General features: G+C 43.8%; 15 protein-coding genes. 2 read left to right on the top strand and 13 right to left on the bottom strand.

Features of this window, described 5'->3' with window-relative positions; all coding sequences use genetic code 11:
* Positions 1-84: 84 nt before the first annotated feature.
* The 4 genes from ssuE to GK047_RS19555 all read right to left on the bottom strand — a co-directional run bounded on the left by ssuE (position 85) and on the right by GK047_RS19555 (position 5,765).
* The gene (gene ssuE / locus GK047_RS19570) at positions 85-627 is read right to left on the bottom strand and encodes an NADPH-dependent FMN reductase (protein WP_163950585.1); all 543 of its coding nucleotides are present in this window, start codon (positions 625-627) and stop codon (positions 85-87) included.
* 161 nt (positions 628-788) lie between these two features.
* A complete protein-coding gene (locus GK047_RS19565) occupies positions 789-4,004 on the bottom strand; it encodes a glycosyltransferase family 39 protein (protein WP_163950583.1) in 3,216 nt (1,071 codons plus the stop codon).
* A gap of 89 nt (positions 4,005-4,093) precedes the next feature.
* On the bottom strand, positions 4,094-4,357 hold the full coding sequence (locus GK047_RS19560) for a DUF7667 family protein (RefSeq protein ID WP_481856020.1): 264 nt from the start codon (positions 4,355-4,357) through the stop codon (positions 4,094-4,096).
* Positions 4,358-5,153: 796 nt separating this feature from the next.
* Positions 5,154-5,765, bottom strand: a complete 612-nt coding sequence (locus GK047_RS19555) for a hypothetical protein (RefSeq protein WP_163950566.1) — start codon at positions 5,763-5,765, stop codon at positions 5,154-5,156.
* 975 nt (positions 5,766-6,740) lie between these two features.
* Here GK047_RS19555 and GK047_RS19550 point away from each other — a divergent pair.
* The gene (locus GK047_RS19550) at positions 6,741-9,095 is read left to right on the top strand and encodes a glycosyl hydrolase family 18 protein (protein WP_163950563.1); all 2,355 of its coding nucleotides are present in this window, start codon (positions 6,741-6,743) and stop codon (positions 9,093-9,095) included.
* 74 nt (positions 9,096-9,169) lie between these two features.
* Here the strand turns inward: GK047_RS19550 and GK047_RS19545 are convergent, their stop codons facing one another.
* The 5 genes from GK047_RS19545 to GK047_RS19525 all read right to left on the bottom strand — a co-directional run bounded on the left by GK047_RS19545 (position 9,170) and on the right by GK047_RS19525 (position 14,275).
* Complete coding sequence (locus GK047_RS19545) at positions 9,170-10,351, bottom strand: DNA sulfur modification protein DndB (protein ID WP_163950559.1); 1,182 nt, start codon at positions 10,349-10,351, stop codon at positions 9,170-9,172.
* The gene (locus tag GK047_RS19540; RefSeq protein ID WP_163950556.1) at positions 10,351-11,487 is read right to left on the bottom strand and encodes a DNA sulfur modification protein DndB; all 1,137 of its coding nucleotides are present in this window, start codon (positions 11,485-11,487) and stop codon (positions 10,351-10,353) included. Before GK047_RS19540 ends, GK047_RS19545 begins: the two co-directional genes overlap by 1 nt.
* A gap of 90 nt (positions 11,488-11,577) precedes the next feature.
* Complete coding sequence (locus tag GK047_RS19535) at positions 11,578-12,753, bottom strand: aminotransferase class I/II-fold pyridoxal phosphate-dependent enzyme (RefSeq protein ID WP_163950554.1); 1,176 nt, start codon at positions 12,751-12,753, stop codon at positions 11,578-11,580.
* Between the two features lie 55 nt (positions 12,754-12,808).
* Positions 12,809-13,903 carry a site-2 protease family protein gene (locus tag GK047_RS19530; RefSeq protein ID WP_163950552.1) on the bottom strand — a complete coding sequence of 365 codons (1,095 nt, stop codon included), beginning with the start codon at positions 13,901-13,903 and terminating at the stop codon, positions 12,809-12,811.
* 3 nt (positions 13,904-13,906) lie between these two features.
* Complete coding sequence (locus GK047_RS19525; RefSeq protein WP_163950549.1) at positions 13,907-14,275, bottom strand: arsenate reductase family protein; 369 nt, start codon at positions 14,273-14,275, stop codon at positions 13,907-13,909.
* A 186-nt stretch (positions 14,276-14,461) separates the two neighbouring features.
* Between GK047_RS19525 and GK047_RS19520 the strand changes: the two genes are divergently transcribed.
* Positions 14,462-15,094, top strand: coding sequence for a pyridoxamine 5'-phosphate oxidase family protein (locus GK047_RS19520; RefSeq protein ID WP_163950547.1), 633 nt, complete (start codon positions 14,462-14,464; stop codon positions 15,092-15,094).
* Between the two features lie 93 nt (positions 15,095-15,187).
* Here the strand turns inward: GK047_RS19520 and GK047_RS19515 are convergent, their stop codons facing one another.
* From GK047_RS19515 to cobD, 4 genes are read right to left on the bottom strand one after another with little or no spacing between them, the layout of a single operon-like run.
* Entirely contained in the window at positions 15,188-16,129 is a 942-nt protein-coding gene (locus GK047_RS19515) for an RluA family pseudouridine synthase (protein ID WP_163950544.1), read from the bottom strand.
* Positions 16,126-16,695, bottom strand: coding sequence for a cob(I)yrinic acid a,c-diamide adenosyltransferase (locus GK047_RS19510; RefSeq protein ID WP_163950541.1), 570 nt, complete (start codon positions 16,693-16,695; stop codon positions 16,126-16,128). The genes GK047_RS19515 and GK047_RS19510 overlap by 4 nt, the downstream gene beginning before the upstream one ends.
* 13 nt (positions 16,696-16,708) lie before the next feature.
* Positions 16,709-18,310: a cobyric acid synthase gene (locus GK047_RS19505; protein WP_163950538.1), complete on the bottom strand. Its 1,602-nt coding sequence runs from the start codon at positions 18,308-18,310 to the stop codon at positions 16,709-16,711.
* Positions 18,303-19,415: a threonine-phosphate decarboxylase CobD gene (gene cobD, locus GK047_RS19500; protein WP_163950536.1), complete on the bottom strand. Its 1,113-nt coding sequence runs from the start codon at positions 19,413-19,415 to the stop codon at positions 18,303-18,305. Before cobD ends, GK047_RS19505 begins: the two co-directional genes overlap by 8 nt.
* Positions 19,416-19,427: the final 12 nt, after the last annotated feature.

Here is a 19,427-nt window from a genome sequence, read left to right as displayed (position 1 = left end):
GATAACGGATGTGTGATCCGTTACCATTAGAGCGTTTTTTTGCTAAACCAACTTGTTTACGCGACTTTTAGTGAATATATTTCCTTAGCGGCTTGTATGCCATTTGATTTCTTGAATGAATTCAGAAACAGACTCATGCAGACGCGTAGAGATTTCATCGTCCAAAATTGCTTGTCCTTGATCGCTCCAAGTCACTTGTTTATCCAGCACGTACACACCTTGAAGGATGTTTTGCGCGCCAAGTGAGGAGAGTACTGGCTTTAATGCATAATCAATTGCGAGCAAATGAGAAATCGTCCCGCCTACCGCAAGAGGAAGCACGATTTTGCGTTCAAGCCCTTTTTGTGGAAGAAGATCCAGAAACGCTTTAAGAACGCCTGTGTACGAAGCTTTGTACACAGGTGTAGCTACGAATACGGCATCTGCTTCAGCTATTGACGCATTTGCTTTCACAATGGCCTCACTGTCAAACTTGGCATATAGAAGATCCTCTGCAGGGATATCGCGTACTTTGATCCATTCAACTTCAAGACCTGCTTGAAGCAGCACCGTTTTGGCCACTTCGATAACGCCATGCAAGCGAGATGTTGGTGTTGGGCTTCCTGAAATAATGACAACTTTAGGCATGTGATTCACTCTCCATTTTATAATTGAAAAAAAAGACTCCGCTACCCTTGATTTTCGAGCAAAGGGGGAGTCTCCAGCAATCTGGTCAACTTGTATAAATCCATAGTAATTAACTTGGATTTATCTTAACATCGCCATTTCCTATCGTCAACCCTAGTTGATCAAAAGAAATTCCAACCAGGTAACCAACGAAGGAAGAACGAATACGCCGATGGAATCATCATTCCAGAAAGAATGGGATAAAACATAACGAACATAACAAAAACTGCAATCAAATATCCAAGCACCCATCGCCGCTTATGAAGCGGGCCTTCCTCCAAATACGCCTTCACATAGTAGGTCAAAATGAGAATGAGGAACGGCACCATCGCAAAGTAATGGTAAATGAAAGTCAACCTTGGAACAAGGATCCAGGGCAAATACTGTGAACAATAAGCGATCAGCAGCATGCGCAACTTGTGATCTTTCCTACGAAAGGCCACATAAAACGAAAAGATAACTGCTACTAATCCTGGCCACCAGACGAGTGGATTTCCAAACGATACGATACTAGATAACATGCCCTGCGGCATCAATTTTGCTTGATAATACCAGATCGGCCTTAGCATCATCGGCCACTCCCACCAAGGCGAAGCGAACGGATGCGTCGCTACGAGATCTTTGTGATATTTGTACATATGGACCTGATAGGTGACTACATCTTTCAAGTTGTGTCCTGGACCAGGCACCATCATGAAAGGGATATAAGATAACATATAGACGCCAAGTGGGACGATAACAAACATCAATACGCACCAAGCTAGCGTAAGCAGCGTGTTCCTTATAAAGAGCCGCTGCACGAGCTGAAGTCGGCTGCGCTCATCCTTCTGAAGTGGAAGGTGTTCGGATATTTCTATATCCTTATCTGACTCCTCAGGAGGAATAGCTGATATTGACCTATCTTCACGCAGCAATCTACTAGCAAATCGGTATTCGCTGAAACGCTCTAACAGTGACAAGAGCAAAAGCAGTGCAAGCCCGGCGCCTCCGTAAATTACAATCCATTTCGATGCTGCGCCGATACCGAAGAACAGTCCGGACAGCCCAAGCGGAAGCAGGGTTGTCCAAAGTCGTTCCCTGTAGAAGCTAAGCGTTGTATAGCGATACATGTAATAAAACATCAACATGATGAAAAACACGCCGTACACATCAATCGTAGCAATGCGAGTTTGTGCGAAGTGCATGAAGTCAAAGGTAAGCAGGAATGCTGCGATGAAGGCATACTCCGATCGCCCGAACATGCGTTTTGCAAACACATACATGAGCGGAATCATAGCCACCCCAAATAATGTGCCTACGATTCTCCAACCAAACGGATTCAGACCGAACACATAAATACCAATCGATATAAGAATTTTCCCAAGCGGTGGATGCGTGCTCTCATAAGGTTCAATCTTGTTAAGATGCTCATAGGCTGTTCGCGCATGATAAATCTCATCAAAATAAGTACCTTCCATATATGTAGGTGTATAGGGAACCACACGAGGTTCATCAAATAAAAACGCAGGCTTCCCCTCATCAGCAGCACTCACTTCTTGTTCCGTCACCAGGGCTACCCTTAGAATTTTGTCGCTTCCATCACCAAAAATACCCACTTCGTGCAGATGAAGCGCAGCACTCTCCTGCGTATCCATCGTGATCTTCACATATCTTGCTTCATGCTTGGGTTCTACCGTATTCCAGGTTAAAACCTTTGTATGATCGGACTTTACGGTAATTTGATCTTTCCATTCCTGACCATCAAGGGAAAACCAGTACGAGTAAGAACCCTCCCCTACACCAGCAAAACTGTTTATTCTCGTAATAGTGTGCGGCGCGCCCAAATCGGCGATGACCGCCTCTCCTGCTTTGGCAGGCTTCCAGAACGTTGTAGGATCTTTGAGTCCACCCAGATGGAACAAAGCAATACATGTATAGACAAGAACCAAAGCGCCTATATACAAACCATCTTTTTTGGAAAAAAAGCGCCCCTTTTCACTTCGCTCGATCACATCTTCACTGGGTTTAAAAATTGCGTTCCACCGCTCAGTGAAAGCAACCTTCTTTTTATTCGGCAGATGCGGAGTTTCATTGTCCGATCCCTGATCTTGTTGTGGTTTCACGAAAAGCCTCCATCCCAATAAACATGCATAACCAAACATAACGACATTGATCGCGGAAATCATCAGCATTAACGAATCGTAGCGTGGAATGTGGTAATCTTGATGGAAACTTCGTAAGAGCACATCCGCCACATTAATAAAATGCGTTATACTAAACCCAATAAACAAACCTAAAATTCTTCGATCCTTAATAGATAGAAAACTCATTAAAGCCAGCAGCAGACCATAGTGTAAATAACGCTCATGCATTTTGGTCATGCACATGAATACAGCCGTGATAAAAAGGAATGCGAGATAAAATAGGGCTCCGCGTTGTCCTCGACTGCGAATATACAAAAAACAGGTGTATACGATTGATAGCGCCATAAGCACCCAACCTATCAGTTGATAGGAAACAGGACCAACGCCTGTCGTCATATCCATAAAATTACCACCCAACAGCGCCATGAGATTGAAGGCATTCAGTGAAGCGTACGGATAGGAAGCTAATGTCCCCGAATAAAGATCGATCAACCAGCCATATCCTCTTCCAACCGCAAAAGGAAGCGTAAATACAGCGATGGTAGCCACACCGCTCAGAACACATACGATAAATAACATAGCATTCCGTTTACGGATGACATCGATAAGTAGAAAAATGCCAAATAACAAAGCCTGGGGTTTTAATAAAATCGATAAGGCCATGAACACAGAAGCCTGCGGAAGCATTCCCTTTTGCTGATACAAGAAAGTAATGAGAATAAACAACATGAAAAACGAGTCCACTTGCCCCCAAACGGCAGAGTTCACCCAGATTGCCGGATCAAATGTGAACAAGGCAGCAAATCCCAAAGATTGAAGCCACTTTCGGCTGCTAGCGTTCTCGCTTTTAGCTATCCCATATACGATACAGGCTGTTACCAAATCAGCTAAAATGGCAGGCAGCTTTAATAAGATTAAGGATTCCGAGCTTACCCAAGGGATGGCGAGCTTGTGATGCAGCATGCCAACCAAATAAAGGACATACATATAACCCGGCGGGTAATCTAGAAAATAATCTTTGGCATTCGTATACAAACCGGATAAACCTACTGTGTATGCGCGGTCTGACCATGCTAAGAACGTTCGAACGTCCGTATCGTAACCTACCCACATCGGTGCGATAACGAGCCGTAACAGCAATCCTGTCAATAAAATAATTCCTAGGAGCAGCAATCTTCCAGGGGGTCTCCCTAGTTGCTTGAACCAGCTAACCATGTAGAAATCTCCTTTTCCCAAAACATGACTATTCCCATTATACTCGCCCCCCTCTCCGCAGAAAAGGAAAAAAGCACCGACCGGAAGGGTCAGTGCTTTGGTTCAAGCTTTTCAATACGCTCACATATTTCATGTAGCCAATCATAATCGCTTGTGAGCGATGCGCAAAGCGATAAATTTTCTAGCTTTAAGCGATTCCAGACATACGTCGCATTTGCTTCCAAGCACAGCATCAGTTCATCTTGCTCCGCCCGTGTGAGCTCCCTCGCTCTGCGTAAAGTCCATAACTCTGCCATACGTTGATGAACGGCCAACATCGTCCAACTGCCTCCTGCATGTGTATTGGCTAACATTATGCAGTATGGTCAAAGAATGGATTTATAAAACCGTTTCTTAGGATTGCCTATGTAAAAGGGAGTGATCCCCATTCAAGATATAGAAGATGCTGACTCCGTAAGTCCTGAACAGCTGGCGTTCATTCCAGAAAATCATATGGAACAAGAGGATTTTATTATAACCAAGACCTATTCCAAATGCTTTCTGAAAAACGAATTTAGAGCAACTATTGGTCGAGCGTGAGATTAGTCTTGTTGTCGTTACAGGTTTCGCTGCAGCATTATGTTCTGTAAGAAAGAGACAGAATAGTTACTTTGTTCTTCAAAATCAAATTCAATATTTGCTTGGAAAAATAACGACCAAAACACATATATTAGGATGTATTTATAATATGACAATCTGTTCAACGATGATATGTAAACATTTTATTCTTCTAGAGAATCTTGGTGGCATCGGGTAAAAACACGCATGCTGATACCAGAAAAATATGGTTTACCTAGTGAAATTATCCAATACTTACTCATTGTAGAGATGCCATAGCAAAATACTTGAAGGGATCAAATTAGTCTTATAATCAGGTTATTGTTTCATCAGAAGACGAGGATGTTGAATGTTAGATTCATTTAATATGTAAATATATGTAAAAAAACAAAGAAAAAAGCAGCTCCTCAAGTGAGATACTTTTTTCTTTGTTGATACAAATACACTTTTCTTTTAATTCAGCAGAGACCAATTATCTACTGCTAACAGCAGATGTATTAAAGTGATGCTTGTTAGATTACCCTCAGCTATCTATTGCGTGATAAATTCGAATTATGAATGACTATAATTCCAAGCATATGTCCCGTTATAACGGACCTTATGGGAATTAATAAGTGTTTCATTTGAAATGTCAATTCCGCCTACAATAATTGCAAACGAAGCAGTTCCTGTCCATTGATGCTCTCTCCCGTTATCATTAATACCTGGCCCACCTGAAGTGGAACTCTTGTATGACCAACCAACTCCATTATCAACAGAAGCATAAGAGTAACTACTTACAACTTTATCATAGTCATATGTCCACACGGTCGTATAATCTAATTTATACAGTGTAAAACCAAAAGCATTTTTTGCCCCTTGACTAGAAGTCATGGTTTGAGTTGCCTGATCTTCACTAGTGGAAAAAGATTTCAAGTAAGAATTCTGCTTAGTTACGGATATGCTTGCGAATAAAACGGTACCATCCTCAAGTGTTACTTCTTTATAAGGATTTTGCTCTGTCACTTGAAGTTCACTAGCATGTTGCGTAATCTGTTTGTTGTAATTAATGACTTTTGTTGCATTTAAACTATTTGAACTTTCATTAGTTGCAGCCATAGCACTAGAAACAAGGGTGAGACCAACAACAGTGGAAAGTAGTGTTGCTACAATTTTCTTTTTCATATTTTATCATCTCCTAGAATTATTGTATAATAATGTAAATGAATAAAGGTGGTGTGGTGAATGGTTAAAATGCTAATAACATCCTTTCTAATTATTTTGATTATATTAATTATTGTTGGGATAGCTCACTTCGTCGCGACTCAAAGTTAATTTTTTCCAACTATTAGGATTATATTAAACTATTTTCCATATGTCAATTTTATGGAAAATATCAAACTATTACTACATTCAAGAATATGAGTATGAAAATTGAGTGCCTCAAAAACCAATTGCCTGCGTTTGAGAACGAGATCGAACAGCATAAATAGTGAAGCTCGAAGCAAGTGTTCTGTCCCAGACTATAGAAAGAATGTTAAGCTGGTCGATTGAAGCTTACCGAATTTTTCGCGTGCAAGGGTGACCCCAACTGAACGCCTTGCTGACTTTATCCCTTGAAACATAATATTACATTTCTGAGGAAGATCATCAATTCACGAAAAACTTTTTGGAACATTTCGGAAAAAGGTAGAAAGTTTTTTATGTATTATGATCTGGCCACTTTCTCAAGGACACTTAAAAAAGAGTAGTTTTTGAATGTTTATGCAGCCGACAAATTTGCTCAGTGCCTTTTTACTTTAAAGAACCAGGATTCCATTACATTTTGTAGTGGATCCTGGTTCTTTAAATTGGATTGCTTTTTAATATAAATACCCCCGCAGGGTATATAATATTCTACATAAAAGATTCGTATCGTTGAAATCTCCCCCTCGTATTCGAGAGGAAAAAGGTTAAGATTAACGAATCATTCTACATAAGCATAACAAGCTTTAATTTTCAAAATGAGAACATTTGTGTTGATTTGGAGAGGAGTGATCGATGTTTATTCATGGTCTAACAAGCCCATTAACCAAGTTTTCTGGGAGGTGAGGTGAGCATTCGCTTATTATTGCATCTAGTTTCTGCAATCACAACCTATTGAGGAGAGTGAATAGACGAATGAAACAAGTCAAACAAGTAGGAATTTCCCTACTTCTAGCTTTCATGCTTATAATGACTGTATTGCCGCTTACTGCACTTGGCGCAACACCGTGGGCGCCGAATACCGCCTATAAAACAGGTGATGTGGTCACTTACAGCAATAATACTTATCAGTGTGTTCAAGGACATACCTCCCTTAACGGGTGGGAACCGCCGAACGTGCCAGCGCTTTGGTCCAAACAAACTAGCGCGCCAGACACTCAGGCACCTTCAGCTCCAACCGCACTCGCGTCAAGTAATATAACTACAGTGTCCGTAAAACTCAATTGGACAGCGTCCACGGATAACATTGGCGTAGTCGGCTATGATATTTATAACGGAACAACGCTCGCAGGCTCCTCAGCTTCCGCATCGTATACGGTTACAGGTCTTACCGCCAATACAACGTATTCGTTTACGGTAAAAGCCAAAGATGCGGCAGGCAATGTGTCTCCTGCAAGTGCGGCATTAGCCGTGCTCACAGCTTCTCCTGTTATTGACACGCAACCTCCTACCGCACCAACAAATGTTAGCGCGGGAACGGTCACATCCACTACCGTTGCTTTAACTTGGACTGCATCTACCGATAATGTAGGCGTTGTAGGCTATGATATCTATAGCGGTGCGACATTAGTAGGGTCATCGGTATCAACTGCCTATAGCGTTACCGGTTTAACGGCTCATACAACTTACACATTTACAGTCAAAGCCAAAGATGCAGTGGGCAATGTATCTCCTGCAAGTGCAGCATTGAGCGTACTGACTACATCCCCAGATACACAAGCCCCTACGGCTCCTTCGAATGTTACCGCAGGGACAATTACAACCGCTTCAATCGCCTTGAGCTGGACAGCGTCGACAGATAATGTAGGCGTTGCTGGATACGATGTTTACAATGGATCTGCTCTGGCTGGTTCAACCTCCTCGACATCTTTTACCGTTTCTGGACTGACAGCCAATACGCCATACACCTTTACGGTTAAGGCTAAAGATGCGGCAGGTAATATTTCCGCTCCGAGCGCTTCTGTCTCAGCAACAACACTCCCCGTTAGCTCAACGAAATATGAAATTGTTGGCTATTTCCCTAGTTGGGCTGCCTACAATACCCCTGCCTACACACCTGCAAATGTTGATGCTTCTAAACTGACCGTCATTAACTACGCTTTCCTAGACATTTGTTGGAATGGCAGGCATGGTAACCCATCAACTGATCCAGGTAACCCGAATTCCGCTACCTGGACTTGCCAAAATGAAGACGGCCAAACGATTAGCGTTCCTAATGGCTCAATCGTGCTTGGTGACCCCGTGACGGAAGGCACAGGCGGGGGAGGCGGATATGAAAACCTCAAAAAATTAAAGCAACTCAAAACTACGAACCCGAACCTCAAATTATTCGCGTCCGTTGGGGGATGGACGTGGTCCAATCAATTTTCCAACACGGCAGCCGATCCGATAACAAGGGCGAACTTTGCAGCTTCTGCCGTCAGCTTCCTGCGCCAATACAATTTCGATGGAATTGACATTGACTGGGAATATCCAAATAACATCGGAGTGCCTTGCGCATCCGGTCAAACGTGCCAGCGTACACAAGATAAAGCCAACTATTTATTACTGCTGCAAACCTTACGCCAAGAACTTGATAAAGCAGGACTACAGGACAATAAACACTACTATACGACAATCGCATCTGGCGCAAGCTCAAGCTTCGTAGCCGAGGCTGGCGGTACGACAAATTGGATCTCCAAAGCAGCGCAATCCTTAGATTGGATCAATATTATGACTTATGATTTCTATGGTCCATGGGATTCTTCCAGCAACATGGTAGCCCCACTTTATCACGACCCTAGCGATCCGTCAGGAAACACGCAGTTCAGCGTCGATTACGTTGTTAACATGTACTTGAATAAGGGTGTTCCAGCGAGTAAGCTTGCAATCGGCGAGCCATTCTACGGTTATGGTTGGAAGGGCTGCTCAGCGGGCCCTAATGGTAACGGACTGTATCAAAGCTGCTCAGGCGAAGCAACTGGAGGCTCTTCCGGCTCTACCTATGACTTTGCTTTCTTACAAAGCAATGGCTTCTTGTCGAAAGATGTAAGCGGTTACTATACGATCGGAGGCCAAGGGTTCACCCGTTATTGGAATAACACCACCAAAACACCGTTCTTATACAATTCCACAACTCAAATTTTCATCACTTATGACGACGAGCAATCCATTCATTTGAAAAATGAATATCTTAAAACCAAAGGCCTGCGTGGCGGCATGTTCTGGGAGCTTAACGCCGACAGCAATAAAACACTGCAAACCATCGTCTCCAACGATCTACCGCACTAAGGTTAGCTTAAAAAACAAGACGGAGTCACCCATCGGGTGGCTCCGTCTTGTTTTTTAATTCCTAACTACCTCTATTACGCTGGAGATGCAACTTCTGCTTCACCAGCACTTTCGTTATCCGTGCCTTCCAAAAAGAACTGAACAAGCTTTACATGCTTTTTCAATGACTTCTCATGAATAAGATTGATTTTGCCATTGTCCAAAGAACCGAACACATAGATCAACTCTTCATTATCGTGTGACCAATCAAAGCCGTCAAGGATCTGCAGTGAATCTGTCCATTCTTCATTGTATTGGCCGTTTGGAAACAGGAAGCGATTCGCATAAAGCGCGATGCTTTCTTGAACGACTCGATTCGCAGAGGAATATTGTGCTAAACCGGGTTGCTCAGGCATAAATGGAAGCAGGGTATTGAAAAATTGATGTAAGATTTCCACATAAGTGGAAGGGTCATGCCGAATTCTACGCTGCAATTCATAAGATGGCTGCATTCTTCCAGAGAACAACATCGTAGCCGTCGCGTACAACCAACTGAAACAAGTAAAATTACGGTTGAACGAGGTCAAGTTACTGCGGCGTTCAACACCTGCTGCTTTTAAGTACACATTATGATCCACAACCTGTTGAATGACTAGGTTAAGTGGATCAATCGAGTCAAACGAGTGCCCCAACTCCTTGCTCACAAGTTGTACTTTCGAATTAATATCCCCGAACAACTGCTGTTCTTCTTCCTCTGTTAAGCCGATATAGATTTGCACAGCCAGCTGTGTCTCCATCAAGTCCAGTCGTCTGCTCTCCAGCTGATTGACTGTTCCTTCCGCTTGCTCAACCTCTTGCCTCAGTTCAACATCTTCTGGAAATTTCCGCTGCTTGATCTTTAGCACCGTTAACTTCTTCTCATAACGCCGAACTTCCTTTTGCATCTGTTCATTCACATAACCAAGAGCCAAGATACGATGCTGACCGTCCAGAATACTTAGTTTGGCGCCATGCTTGAGCAAAAACTCCTTTTCGCCCTTGGACAGCTGATTCACTTCTCGTAAAGAAAGGGTTACAGGACCAAAGAACACATGATCGAGTTCTCGCTCTTGCAAATACGTGGATATTTTTCGCCTTTGCATATGGCTGAGCTTACGCTGCACCATGGGGTCGATCATCGTGTAATTGAGCAAATCCTGTACACGTAGAGCTACCGTGGAGAGTCCGAATTTGTCGCAAAACGGGTGAATCGTCATCTTTAAGCGTAATCCTTCCATTAGCCGACATCCTCCTTATCACTGATGAGAAACATGTTCTTCTCTTGATAAAAGTTTTTGATGTGCTGATACGCTTTCATGATGCGGGTTCGTCTTGGCAGGCGGTCTTTCTCATCACCAACATAAATGCTATTCCAGTTCATATGCGGAATAATTTTGAGCGCGTGTTCCAGTGCGTAACGGTTGAATCTGCCTGTCTTGGTCGACTCTTCATGAATGAACAACGCTAACGCGATTTGAATGTTTTCGGACCAGACAAGTTCACCTTTGGCTGGGGTTGGCAAATAATTCAGCAGCCCATTGAAATAAGTACTGGCCAAAAATATTTGCTCTTGCAGATCCTTGTCTTCATATTGATAGCCGTTATTACGGGCTGCCGATTTCATTCGACCTTCAAACAAAGCCACCAATATTTCAATTAACAAGTGATATGAAAACAAGTATTCTGGCGATTTGCCGCGCTCAGAGAACATATCGACCGTTAAAGTTTGCATAGCAGGCGCTTTAGAAGCAAGCTCTGTTGCAGCAACATGATAGAACCTGCGCTGATCGCGAAGCACCGCCAAATTCCCGCCAAGTTTCCGAGGAAGCTTGTTAATGTCGGAAAATAGCTGACGCTCTTGTCTAGCGTTAATGTCCAAATAAGTCATCGTAGAGATGGGGAATGCGTACAATCTACGTAATTTCTCCGTGATGTCTTCCATCTTCTCATACTCACGACGATCTTTGGCACGAGCCATCTGACTCTGCAGAGTTTCCATAATACGTTGGAAAGCAGCCAAGCGATGCTGACCATCTACAACATACAGCTTTTCAATCGGTTGCAAACGCAGCAGTTGATGCTCTGCATCATAATGACCAGCCCCTCTTGCGGAGAAGATGATGCCCGGGAAGTAGATCGGCTGCCGATTTTCCAAGTACAAGTTGACATAATCAATCAATTTCGAAAGATTGCGTGGAATAATCGCACGCTGCACTTCCATATCAACTTCATAAATAGAGAACAGCTTGCTCATGGGTAATGTAGCAGCAATTGTGGATTGACCAAAAGTCTGCCCCATAACTCCCGGAATTTCTACAAACGATGAATGTTTTTGCTCAGCTAAGAGCTCGGATAATGAGGAAATTGCATCCATATGTGTACCCCTTTCAGATGAAAGATTTGTGAACTTATGTATACCAGTCGATGTCTCTCATTCTCCTATTTTTACCAAAATCTCTTTATTTCATTCTATTGTACGAAGCCATTTGCCAATTCGTTTTGCAGCCTCTAATAATCTGCTTTCTTCTTGTACTAAAGCGATCCTTACAAAGCCTTCTCCTTCTGCTCCGAAAGCGTCACCTGGAATTGCGACAACACCTGCATGGTACAGCATTTCCCGGGAAATTTGTCGAGATGTCCAACCTCTTGGTATTGGCGCCCATATGAACATCGTCGCTTTTGGCGGGGTAATATTCCATCCTTCTTGCGCCAAAGCTTCCAGGAAGACATTACGCCTTCTTTCGTAGACGCCAGCAACGGAGTGGTCACTTTCCATGTCTTCTTCTAGAGCTGCAACTCCAGCGGCTTGTATCGCCTGAAATACGCCATAGTCAATATTCGACTTCAGTGTTTTCAGTGCCTTCACAGCGTCGGCATTTCCAGTTAGGAAGGCAATTCTACAGCCTGCCATGTTAAAACTTTTGGATAACGAATGAAACTCGACGGCTACCTCCTTCGCTCCATCTACTTCCAAAATACTCATCGGCCGATAACCATCAAACGCCATTTCGGAGTAGGCGAGATCATGTATGACAAGCAAGTCTTGCTTCTTGGCATATGCAACGAGATGCTCAAAGAAAGCTCGATCTGCAACAGCAGACAACGGGTTGCTAGGATAGTTAAGCAAGATGAACTTCGCTTTTGCAGCCACGTCTGCCGGAATGTCCTCTAATTTTGGTAAAAAGTCGTTTTCCGCCCGCAACGGAAGCAGGTATGGCTCAACCCCTGCCAATACTAAACTTGCCGAATATATGGGGTAACCTGGATCTGGAACGATTGCTATATCCCCAGGATCACAGAGTGAAAGCGCTAAATGAGCAAGCCCATCTTGTGAACCCATCAAAGTTAAAATTTCACTTGTCGGATCAAGTTCAACCCCAAAACGATACTGATACCACCTAGCAACCGTTTCTCTAAAAGTCAGGCTGCCTTCTGAAGAAGGATATCCATACAAAGAAGGATTGCGAACAGCTTGCGTAATCGCTTCAATTATTCGCTCAGATGGAGGCAAATCAGGGCTTCCTATACCTAAATCTATGACATCTACCCCTTGATTCATAACCTCTCTCTTCCACTCGGCCACTTCTGAAAAAATAGCGGAGCCTAACTGACTTAACCTCTTTGATCCTGATAGTTTCATTGTTCACAACCTTATTGTAATAATTAATGACATTAATGATTAGCACTCACGTTTGTTACATGACAGCAGTTTGATGTACAAGTCGAATCATACATAGAAGATACAGCACGAGCCCAATATAAGCGCCACCGAATTTCCAGCGAGTTTTTGTCGGAACCTCATAGTACGAATCCTGTTGGCCAATGGGTGCAAAGTCAACTTGTACTTGCAAAGCCAAATTGAGCCCATTCCCTTTTTGAATTCGCTCCACCTTGACGACTTGAACTTTCTTAATAAGCGCTTGTTGAGGTAAATAGGCGTGGCCTTCGAATCCGATAGCTTGCCAATACATAACAATCGTTTGACGCCCCTCTGTCGCTCCGGTTAATTCCGTATATGTTGTAAAATCAAGCTCACGGCTGTGGTTTTCACCTGGAATCATGTAACCCTGCTGAAGAAGATGCTCCGCGTAAAACTCAAACCGAGATGAAACCGAGATGATTTCTTCACGATTTCTATATTTCACATACTTCTTGTACAAATCCCAGGCAAACAGAGCCCAGATGATAAAAAAGATAACTCGGTTTACGGTGTTCCCCAAATAGTAAATAAACACAAGACCGCCTATCAAACCTACGATCCACAACCAGCGTGTAACAGCCGTGGATATACGACCTCCATCCAACGGATGAATGGGCAGCAAATTAATGAGATTCAGATAAAAAGCGGCATACGCAACTGAAACAATGACCCCAGAGTCCGTATAAACGCCCAAAGCAAAGGCTGCTGTTGCTCCAACTGTGCCCAGAATAGGACCGCCAATCCCGATAAACGCTTCTGTAGCCGCATCAGTGGGATGTTTCTTCATCGTAATCAGCGCCCCTAGAAAGGGTATGAATACTGGCGCTGAAACGGGAAGCCCTTTCATCTTAGCGGCAATGACATGTCCGAGTTCATGTATCAATATCATGACAACAATACCAATAGCAAAAGGCAGCGGAGCAATATAAGCATAGGCCCAGATTGTAATGAACATGCTGATTACGGCTCCGCCAATTTTCCCAAACTTTAGTGCTGCAAAAATTAACTTGGCTTGAGATAACAGCACAGCAACGAATCCACCTAGTGCCCAAGATGATTTCTTACGTTCAGGTCTTTGTTTCTGTTCCAAACCTTATCCCCCCCTTGTCCATACTTTCTCGTACTCTGCTTCTTTAAAGCCCACTGTAACATGAGTTCCGTCCGTCACGATCGGTCGCTTGATCAGCCTCCCATTTGATGCCAACAGCTCAAGCTTTTGTTGCAAAGTCATCTCAGATAGCTTGTCCTTCAAGCCCATTTCCTTATAAACCTCACCAGATGTATTGAAAAATTTTTTAATTTCCAAACCGCTATCCGATAACAATTTTGTTAGTTCTGCCACTGAAGGTGGCGCTTCAAATAAGGGAATATTCTCAGTTATTTCTACATTATTTGCCTTTAACCACTTTACTGCATTGCGACAAGTGCCGCATTTATCGTAACCAAATACTTTAACTCCCATGGAAATTGTTCTCCTTTATAAATAAAATAAAAAGTTGCATTCCTTAAAATTTTGGGCTAATCCATACATAAAGTCAAGCTATACAGATGAGCTATCCATTGAGTGGTACATAATAATTCGGGAAAATTGGTTCTTTTTATCTAACCACTCTTTCGGTATGATTTTTTTAAAAAGGAGGCGTCTGAAATGAGAAGAAAAGAATTTGCTGTTCAAGAACAGGAAGAGGTGGAACAATTTTTACAGGAAACCTCTTACGGCTATTTAGCAACAACAGGAGAAGAAGGTTGGCCGCATCTAACACCAATCAATTTTGTATATCTGAATGGTCATATCTATTTTCACGGATCCAGAAAAGGAAGTAAAATGACTGAAATAGCAGCTTCCAAGAAAGTCAGTTTTGCTGTATCCAAAGAATATGCCATCATTCCCTCCTATTTCACTGATCCTCGCCAAGCTTGTCCGGCCACCTCTTATTTTAAATCCGTCCATATCCGAGGAGAGGCAGAGCCTGCAGATGATCTAGTTGAAAAAGCCGAGGTACTTGCAGCGTTGATGTCGAAGCTGCAGCCAGAAGGAGGCTATGCACCAATTACACCTGACGACCCCACTTACCGAGCAGAACTCAAAGGCGTATCTGTTGTGCGTCTCTCCATCCAAGAACTAACTGCAAAGTTCAAATTTGGTCAAAATTTAAAGGAAGAACGCCGTGAAAGCATCATTCAAGATCTTTCTGAACGCGGGCTTCCCGATGACCTTGAAACAGCCGAGCTGATGCGTAAATACTGTCCGTTCCACCAAGAGTCTTTTAAGGGAGATTGATGGACATTGATGTTGGCTCCAGTGATGAATGGTTAACCAGTTAGATTAATAAATCAAAAAACCATTCAGGATACCCTAATGGTTTTTGATTTTCTACATGCACGACCGTAACCAGCCTTGCAAAGCTGCCAAATCAGACGGCAGAGGTGCGTTATATTCAACCCACTCCCGTGACCCCGGATGCACAAAGCCTAGCTTGAAAGCATGCAGCGCTTGACGATCAAGATGTTCGAGAATCTTAGAAGCTGCATCCGTTTTTTCGAATTCAGGCAGTGTGTACATTTTATCCCCGATCAACGGGTGACCCAAATGCGTCATATGCACACGAATTTGATGCGTTCTACCTGTTTCCAACCAGATGCGCACTAACGCTGCTTGCTTATATTGTTCCACCACTTCGTAATGTGTCACTGCCGAGTAACCGCTTGGCGTAACAATACGAATGTGCGGTTGGTCAGGATCGCGGTCAATTGGCCCATCGATTGTGCCTGTTTTCTCAGCAACGACACCCCAAACGAAGGCCAGATATTCTTTTTTGACCGTATGCTGAATCATTTGTTCAGATATCTGTTGGTGCACGTAAGGAGTCTTAGCAATGGCAAGCACACCCGAAGTTTCTTGATCTAATCGATGAACAGGACGAAAGCGACAAGTGGTGCCTGCTTGCTGCCAATGATAAACAACTGCGTTAGCAATCGTATTTACATAATGACCGTGCGTCGGATGCACAATGATGCCAGCATCTTTGGCGAGGATGATCAAATGCTCATCCTCATGAATAATTTGGAGCGGAAGCTCTTGAGGCAGTATATCTTCAGACTGCTCCTCTTCCATACGAAGTTCGACCCGATCTCCTGCATTGACCTTCACGCTGATGTACTGCCTTATTCCGTTAACCGTAATGCCTTGCTCCGTTAATTTGACACGCGACAGCAGCTTGCGGGAAACCATTAATCTTTTTTGCAAAATCGTCTTCAGAACAAAGCCTTCTTCTTCAGGCGGAACGATATAAACAAGGGGTTCGTAGTAACTCATGATTTACGTCTAAACACCTCAGCACTGCGCGCGTACTCAACATCAGCAACACCTTCGCGATGATTAGCTGTCCGAGCTATCGTAAAGAAGAGATCCGATAAACGGTTCAAATAACGGCGTACTTCAGGATTAATTTCCTGGGTCCGAGCCAAAGTAACGACACGTCGCTCCGCTCTGCGGCAGACCGTGCGGCAAATATGAATAGTGGACGATACTGTGCTGCCACCTGGGAGAATAAAACGAGTAATATCGGGCGTTTCGGCATCATACTTGTCGATCCAACCCTCAAGAGCATCCACCATCTCTGCGGATACTTTATATGGACGAAGTTCTTGCTTTAATAGCGCCAAGTCAGAGCCGCAATCGAATAGCTCATGCTGTACTTGAAGCATATCGGCAAGCAGATCAGGGTATTTCTCTGGATTCATAAAACTCATTGCTTGACCTAAATAACAATTCAGCTCATCAACCGTTCCATAAGCTTCTACACGATCATCATCCTTATCGACTCTTCCTCCGATCACGCCAGTTTGGCCAGCATCTCCAGTACGTGTATAAATTTTCATCAACGGTACCCTCCTATATTCTGGTCTTTATTACTCCCATAATCTCATAAACTTGCTTCATATCCAAGTGATTGCGCACATGTTCAGCCAATCGGTCGAAAGCCGATTCCCTTCGTTCCTTGAATCGAAGTCCACCCACGATTGGCATCAAACCCTTTTGGGTACGAATTGTATTTAACCAGGCCCTGCGAAAATCATCATTATGTAAAATACCGTGTAAATAAGTTCCCCAAACCCGACCATTTTCAACAGAGGCCCCATCTCCATGAAAATCAGTTCGTTGATGCTCACTGTCTGTCTCCACTTGAGCCTGAATATTGAAAGGAGCTTTAATCGGCTCGATATAGGTAGTCCGCCCCATATGGATCTCGTAACCGTCTATCACAATGTCAGATCCTTCATCAGCAAAAAGTGTGCTGATTCCTTGAACCTGAACAGTTCGTTTATCCGATGTAAAAATCGTTTCCGTGGGCAACAGCCCTAAACCCTCTAGCTCCAGATGATCCGATTCGTACCTATGCGGATCCAAGAGCTTCTTACCGAGCATTTGATATCCGGCACAAATACCAGCAACCCACCCAAGCTCATCTTGCGAAAAAGCAGCAATGCGCTCTGCAAGCCCAGATTCCTTTAAATATCGTAAATCGTCCATCGTGTTTTTGCTTCCCGGAAGTAACACAACGTCTGGTTGTCCCCATTCTGACAAGTTGGAAATATAACGAAAATGGACGTCTTCTTCTTCCTGAAGAGGGTCAAAATCCGTGAAGTTCGAAAGCCGTGGGAGCCTGATAACGGCAATGTCGAGTTGATCTTTTGCTCGAATACGCTCATTCTCGTTCCACTTACGCTGCACTCTTTTAGAATCCAGCGAAGCCGAATCCTCATCTTCAATCCCAAGCTGCGGCAAATAAGGAATGACGCCAAGCACAGGCTTACCCGTTCGCTCTTCCAGCCAATCCAATCCTGGCTTCAGCAAGCTTACGTCTCCGCGAAATTTATTAATAATAAAGCCTCTCACACGATCTCTTTCCTCCGGCAGCAAAATTTCTAATGTGCCGACAATCGAAGCAAATACGCCACCGCGATCAATATCCGCAACGAGAAGAACTGGAGCATCGGCCCAACCCGCTAGCCGCATGTTAACGATATCTCGATCCTTCAGATTAATCTCCGCCGGACTTCCCGCACCTTCCAATACAACAACGTCGTATGAACTCCTTAATCGAGTAAGCGCATCCTTTACAATGATTTCCGCTTGAGGCAAGTAAGTCTCCCGATACGTTCGCGCATCAAGATCAGAATACGGCTTGCCGTGCACAACGACCTGTGCGACCATATCCTGCTTGGGTTTTAATAAAATCGGGTTCATATCCGTCGTCGCCAATATTTTACAAGCATCAGCTTGTACTCCCTGAGCGCGACCAATTTCTTTACCGTCATAGGTAACATAGGAATTCAGAGACATGTTCTGGGATTTGAAGGGCGCTGTTTGCCAGCCATCCTGAACAAGAATTCGGCACAGAGCAGCCGTTAGAATACTCTTACCTACATCCGAAGCTGTCCCTTGAACCATAAGGGTGATAGCTTGCGCATTCGTCTCATTCGATTCATTCATTTTCATTCCCTCGATTCCGTCTGACGCCTAAGTCGTGCATCATGATTCGTATGCCTTGAACAAGCTGCTCATTTTCTTCGCGAAGCTTGATCGCAACACGACAGTAGCGACGATCGAGGCCTTCGAACAGAGAAGCGTCTCGAATTAAAATCCCTTGTTGACCCATATGCTTCTGAGCTTGCTTCACGTCAATCCCCGCCTCCACAGGGAAAGCGAAAAGCAAGAAATTCGCATCACTCGGGATAACTTCTAGACCTAACCTTCCAAGCTGCTCAATGAGCCAAGGCTTTTCTTCATAGAGCCACTGCCTGCTTGCATGCTCAAAGGCTAGATCATCAAGAACCGCTGTTCCGATTCGCTGAGCCAAATAATTAACGCTCCACTGAACCTGAAGCTCCTTTATTTGCTCAATCCATGCTGGATGTGCCACCATAAACCCAAGACGAATACCGGGGATGGAATAAAATTTCGTCATTGAGCGAATCACGAACACATTTTTGCTTGCAGCTGCGTAGTTGAGCATGGAATATTCGGTCTCATTCGGAACAAAATCCATAAAGGCTTCATCAATCACCAAGTTGCGTCCGCTTTGTGCGATGCGACTTAATAATCGCTGAGGGATAAGCCGTCCTGTTGGATTATTCGGATGTCCCAAAAAGAGAAGATCGCTTGAAGAATAGCTTCCCTCCACATCTTGCTCTTGCAAAACGAATTCGTGCAAAGGATCTAGCGGAATGGAATAGACCCTTCCACCCGATTTGGTTACCGCTTCTTCATACTCGCTAAAAGAAGGCCTCGCCAAAGCAGTCACAGAGGATTTCAATACTCTTGCTGTCAAATCAATCAGCTCAGCGGCTCCATTTCCAACTAAAATACTTTCAATAGGAACTTCGTATTTCATTGCTAGCTTGGCCCGCAGCTCCCGCACAGCAGGGTCTGGATACTTCACCATATCACGCCATTGATGCTTCAAAATCTGCTCTACAACTTTCGGTGGCCCAAGCGGATTCATATTAGAACTAAAATCTAAAAATTGCTCCTTTGGACGCCCATACGCCTCTTCTGCTGTCCATAAATCTCCCCCATGTCCGTATCGTTCCAGCATGTTTCTCTCTCC

The sequence above is a fragment of the Paenibacillus sp. SYP-B3998 genome, assembly GCF_010820665.1.
In the GTDB taxonomy this organism is placed as follows: domain Bacteria; phylum Bacillota; class Bacilli; order Paenibacillales; family NBRC-103111; genus Paenibacillus_E.
This window is presented reverse-complemented; position numbering and strand designations above follow the sequence as displayed.

Excerpts from the sequence above, each read along its gene's own strand:
- cobD (WP_163950536.1), bottom strand. The coding sequence starts at position 19,415 with ATGCTGGAACGATACGGACATGGGGGAGATTTATGGACAGCAGAAGAG.
- GK047_RS19560 (WP_481856020.1), bottom strand. The coding sequence starts at position 4,357 with ATGTTAGCCAATACACATGCAGGAGGCAGTTGGACGATGTTGGCCGTT.
- ssuE (WP_163950585.1), bottom strand. The coding sequence starts at position 627 with ATGCCTAAAGTTGTCATTATTTCAGGAAGCCCAACACCAACATCTCGC.
- GK047_RS19545 (WP_163950559.1), bottom strand. The coding sequence starts at position 10,351 with ATGGAAGGATTACGCTTAAAGATGACGATTCACCCGTTTTGCGACAAA.
- GK047_RS19565 (WP_163950583.1), bottom strand. The coding sequence starts at position 4,004 with ATGGTTAGCTGGTTCAAGCAACTAGGGAGACCCCCTGGAAGATTGCTG.
- GK047_RS19550 (WP_163950563.1), top strand. The coding sequence starts at position 6,741 with ATGAAACAAGTCAAACAAGTAGGAATTTCCCTACTTCTAGCTTTCATG.
- GK047_RS19520 (WP_163950547.1), top strand. The coding sequence starts at position 14,462 with ATGAGAAGAAAAGAATTTGCTGTTCAAGAACAGGAAGAGGTGGAACAA.
- GK047_RS19510 (WP_163950541.1), bottom strand. The coding sequence starts at position 16,695 with ATGAAAATTTATACACGTACTGGAGATGCTGGCCAAACTGGCGTGATC.
- GK047_RS19515 (WP_163950544.1), bottom strand. The coding sequence starts at position 16,129 with ATGAGTTACTACGAACCCCTTGTTTATATCGTTCCGCCTGAAGAAGAA.
- GK047_RS19535 (WP_163950554.1), bottom strand. The coding sequence starts at position 12,753 with ATGAAACTATCAGGATCAAAGAGGTTAAGTCAGTTAGGCTCCGCTATT.
- GK047_RS19525 (WP_163950549.1), bottom strand. The coding sequence starts at position 14,275 with ATGGGAGTTAAAGTATTTGGTTACGATAAATGCGGCACTTGTCGCAAT.
- GK047_RS19505 (WP_163950538.1), bottom strand. The coding sequence starts at position 18,310 with ATGAATGAATCGAATGAGACGAATGCGCAAGCTATCACCCTTATGGTT.
- GK047_RS19540 (WP_163950556.1), bottom strand. The coding sequence starts at position 11,487 with ATGGATGCAATTTCCTCATTATCCGAGCTCTTAGCTGAGCAAAAACAT.
- GK047_RS19555 (WP_163950566.1), bottom strand. The coding sequence starts at position 5,765 with ATGAAAAAGAAAATTGTAGCAACACTACTTTCCACTGTTGTTGGTCTC.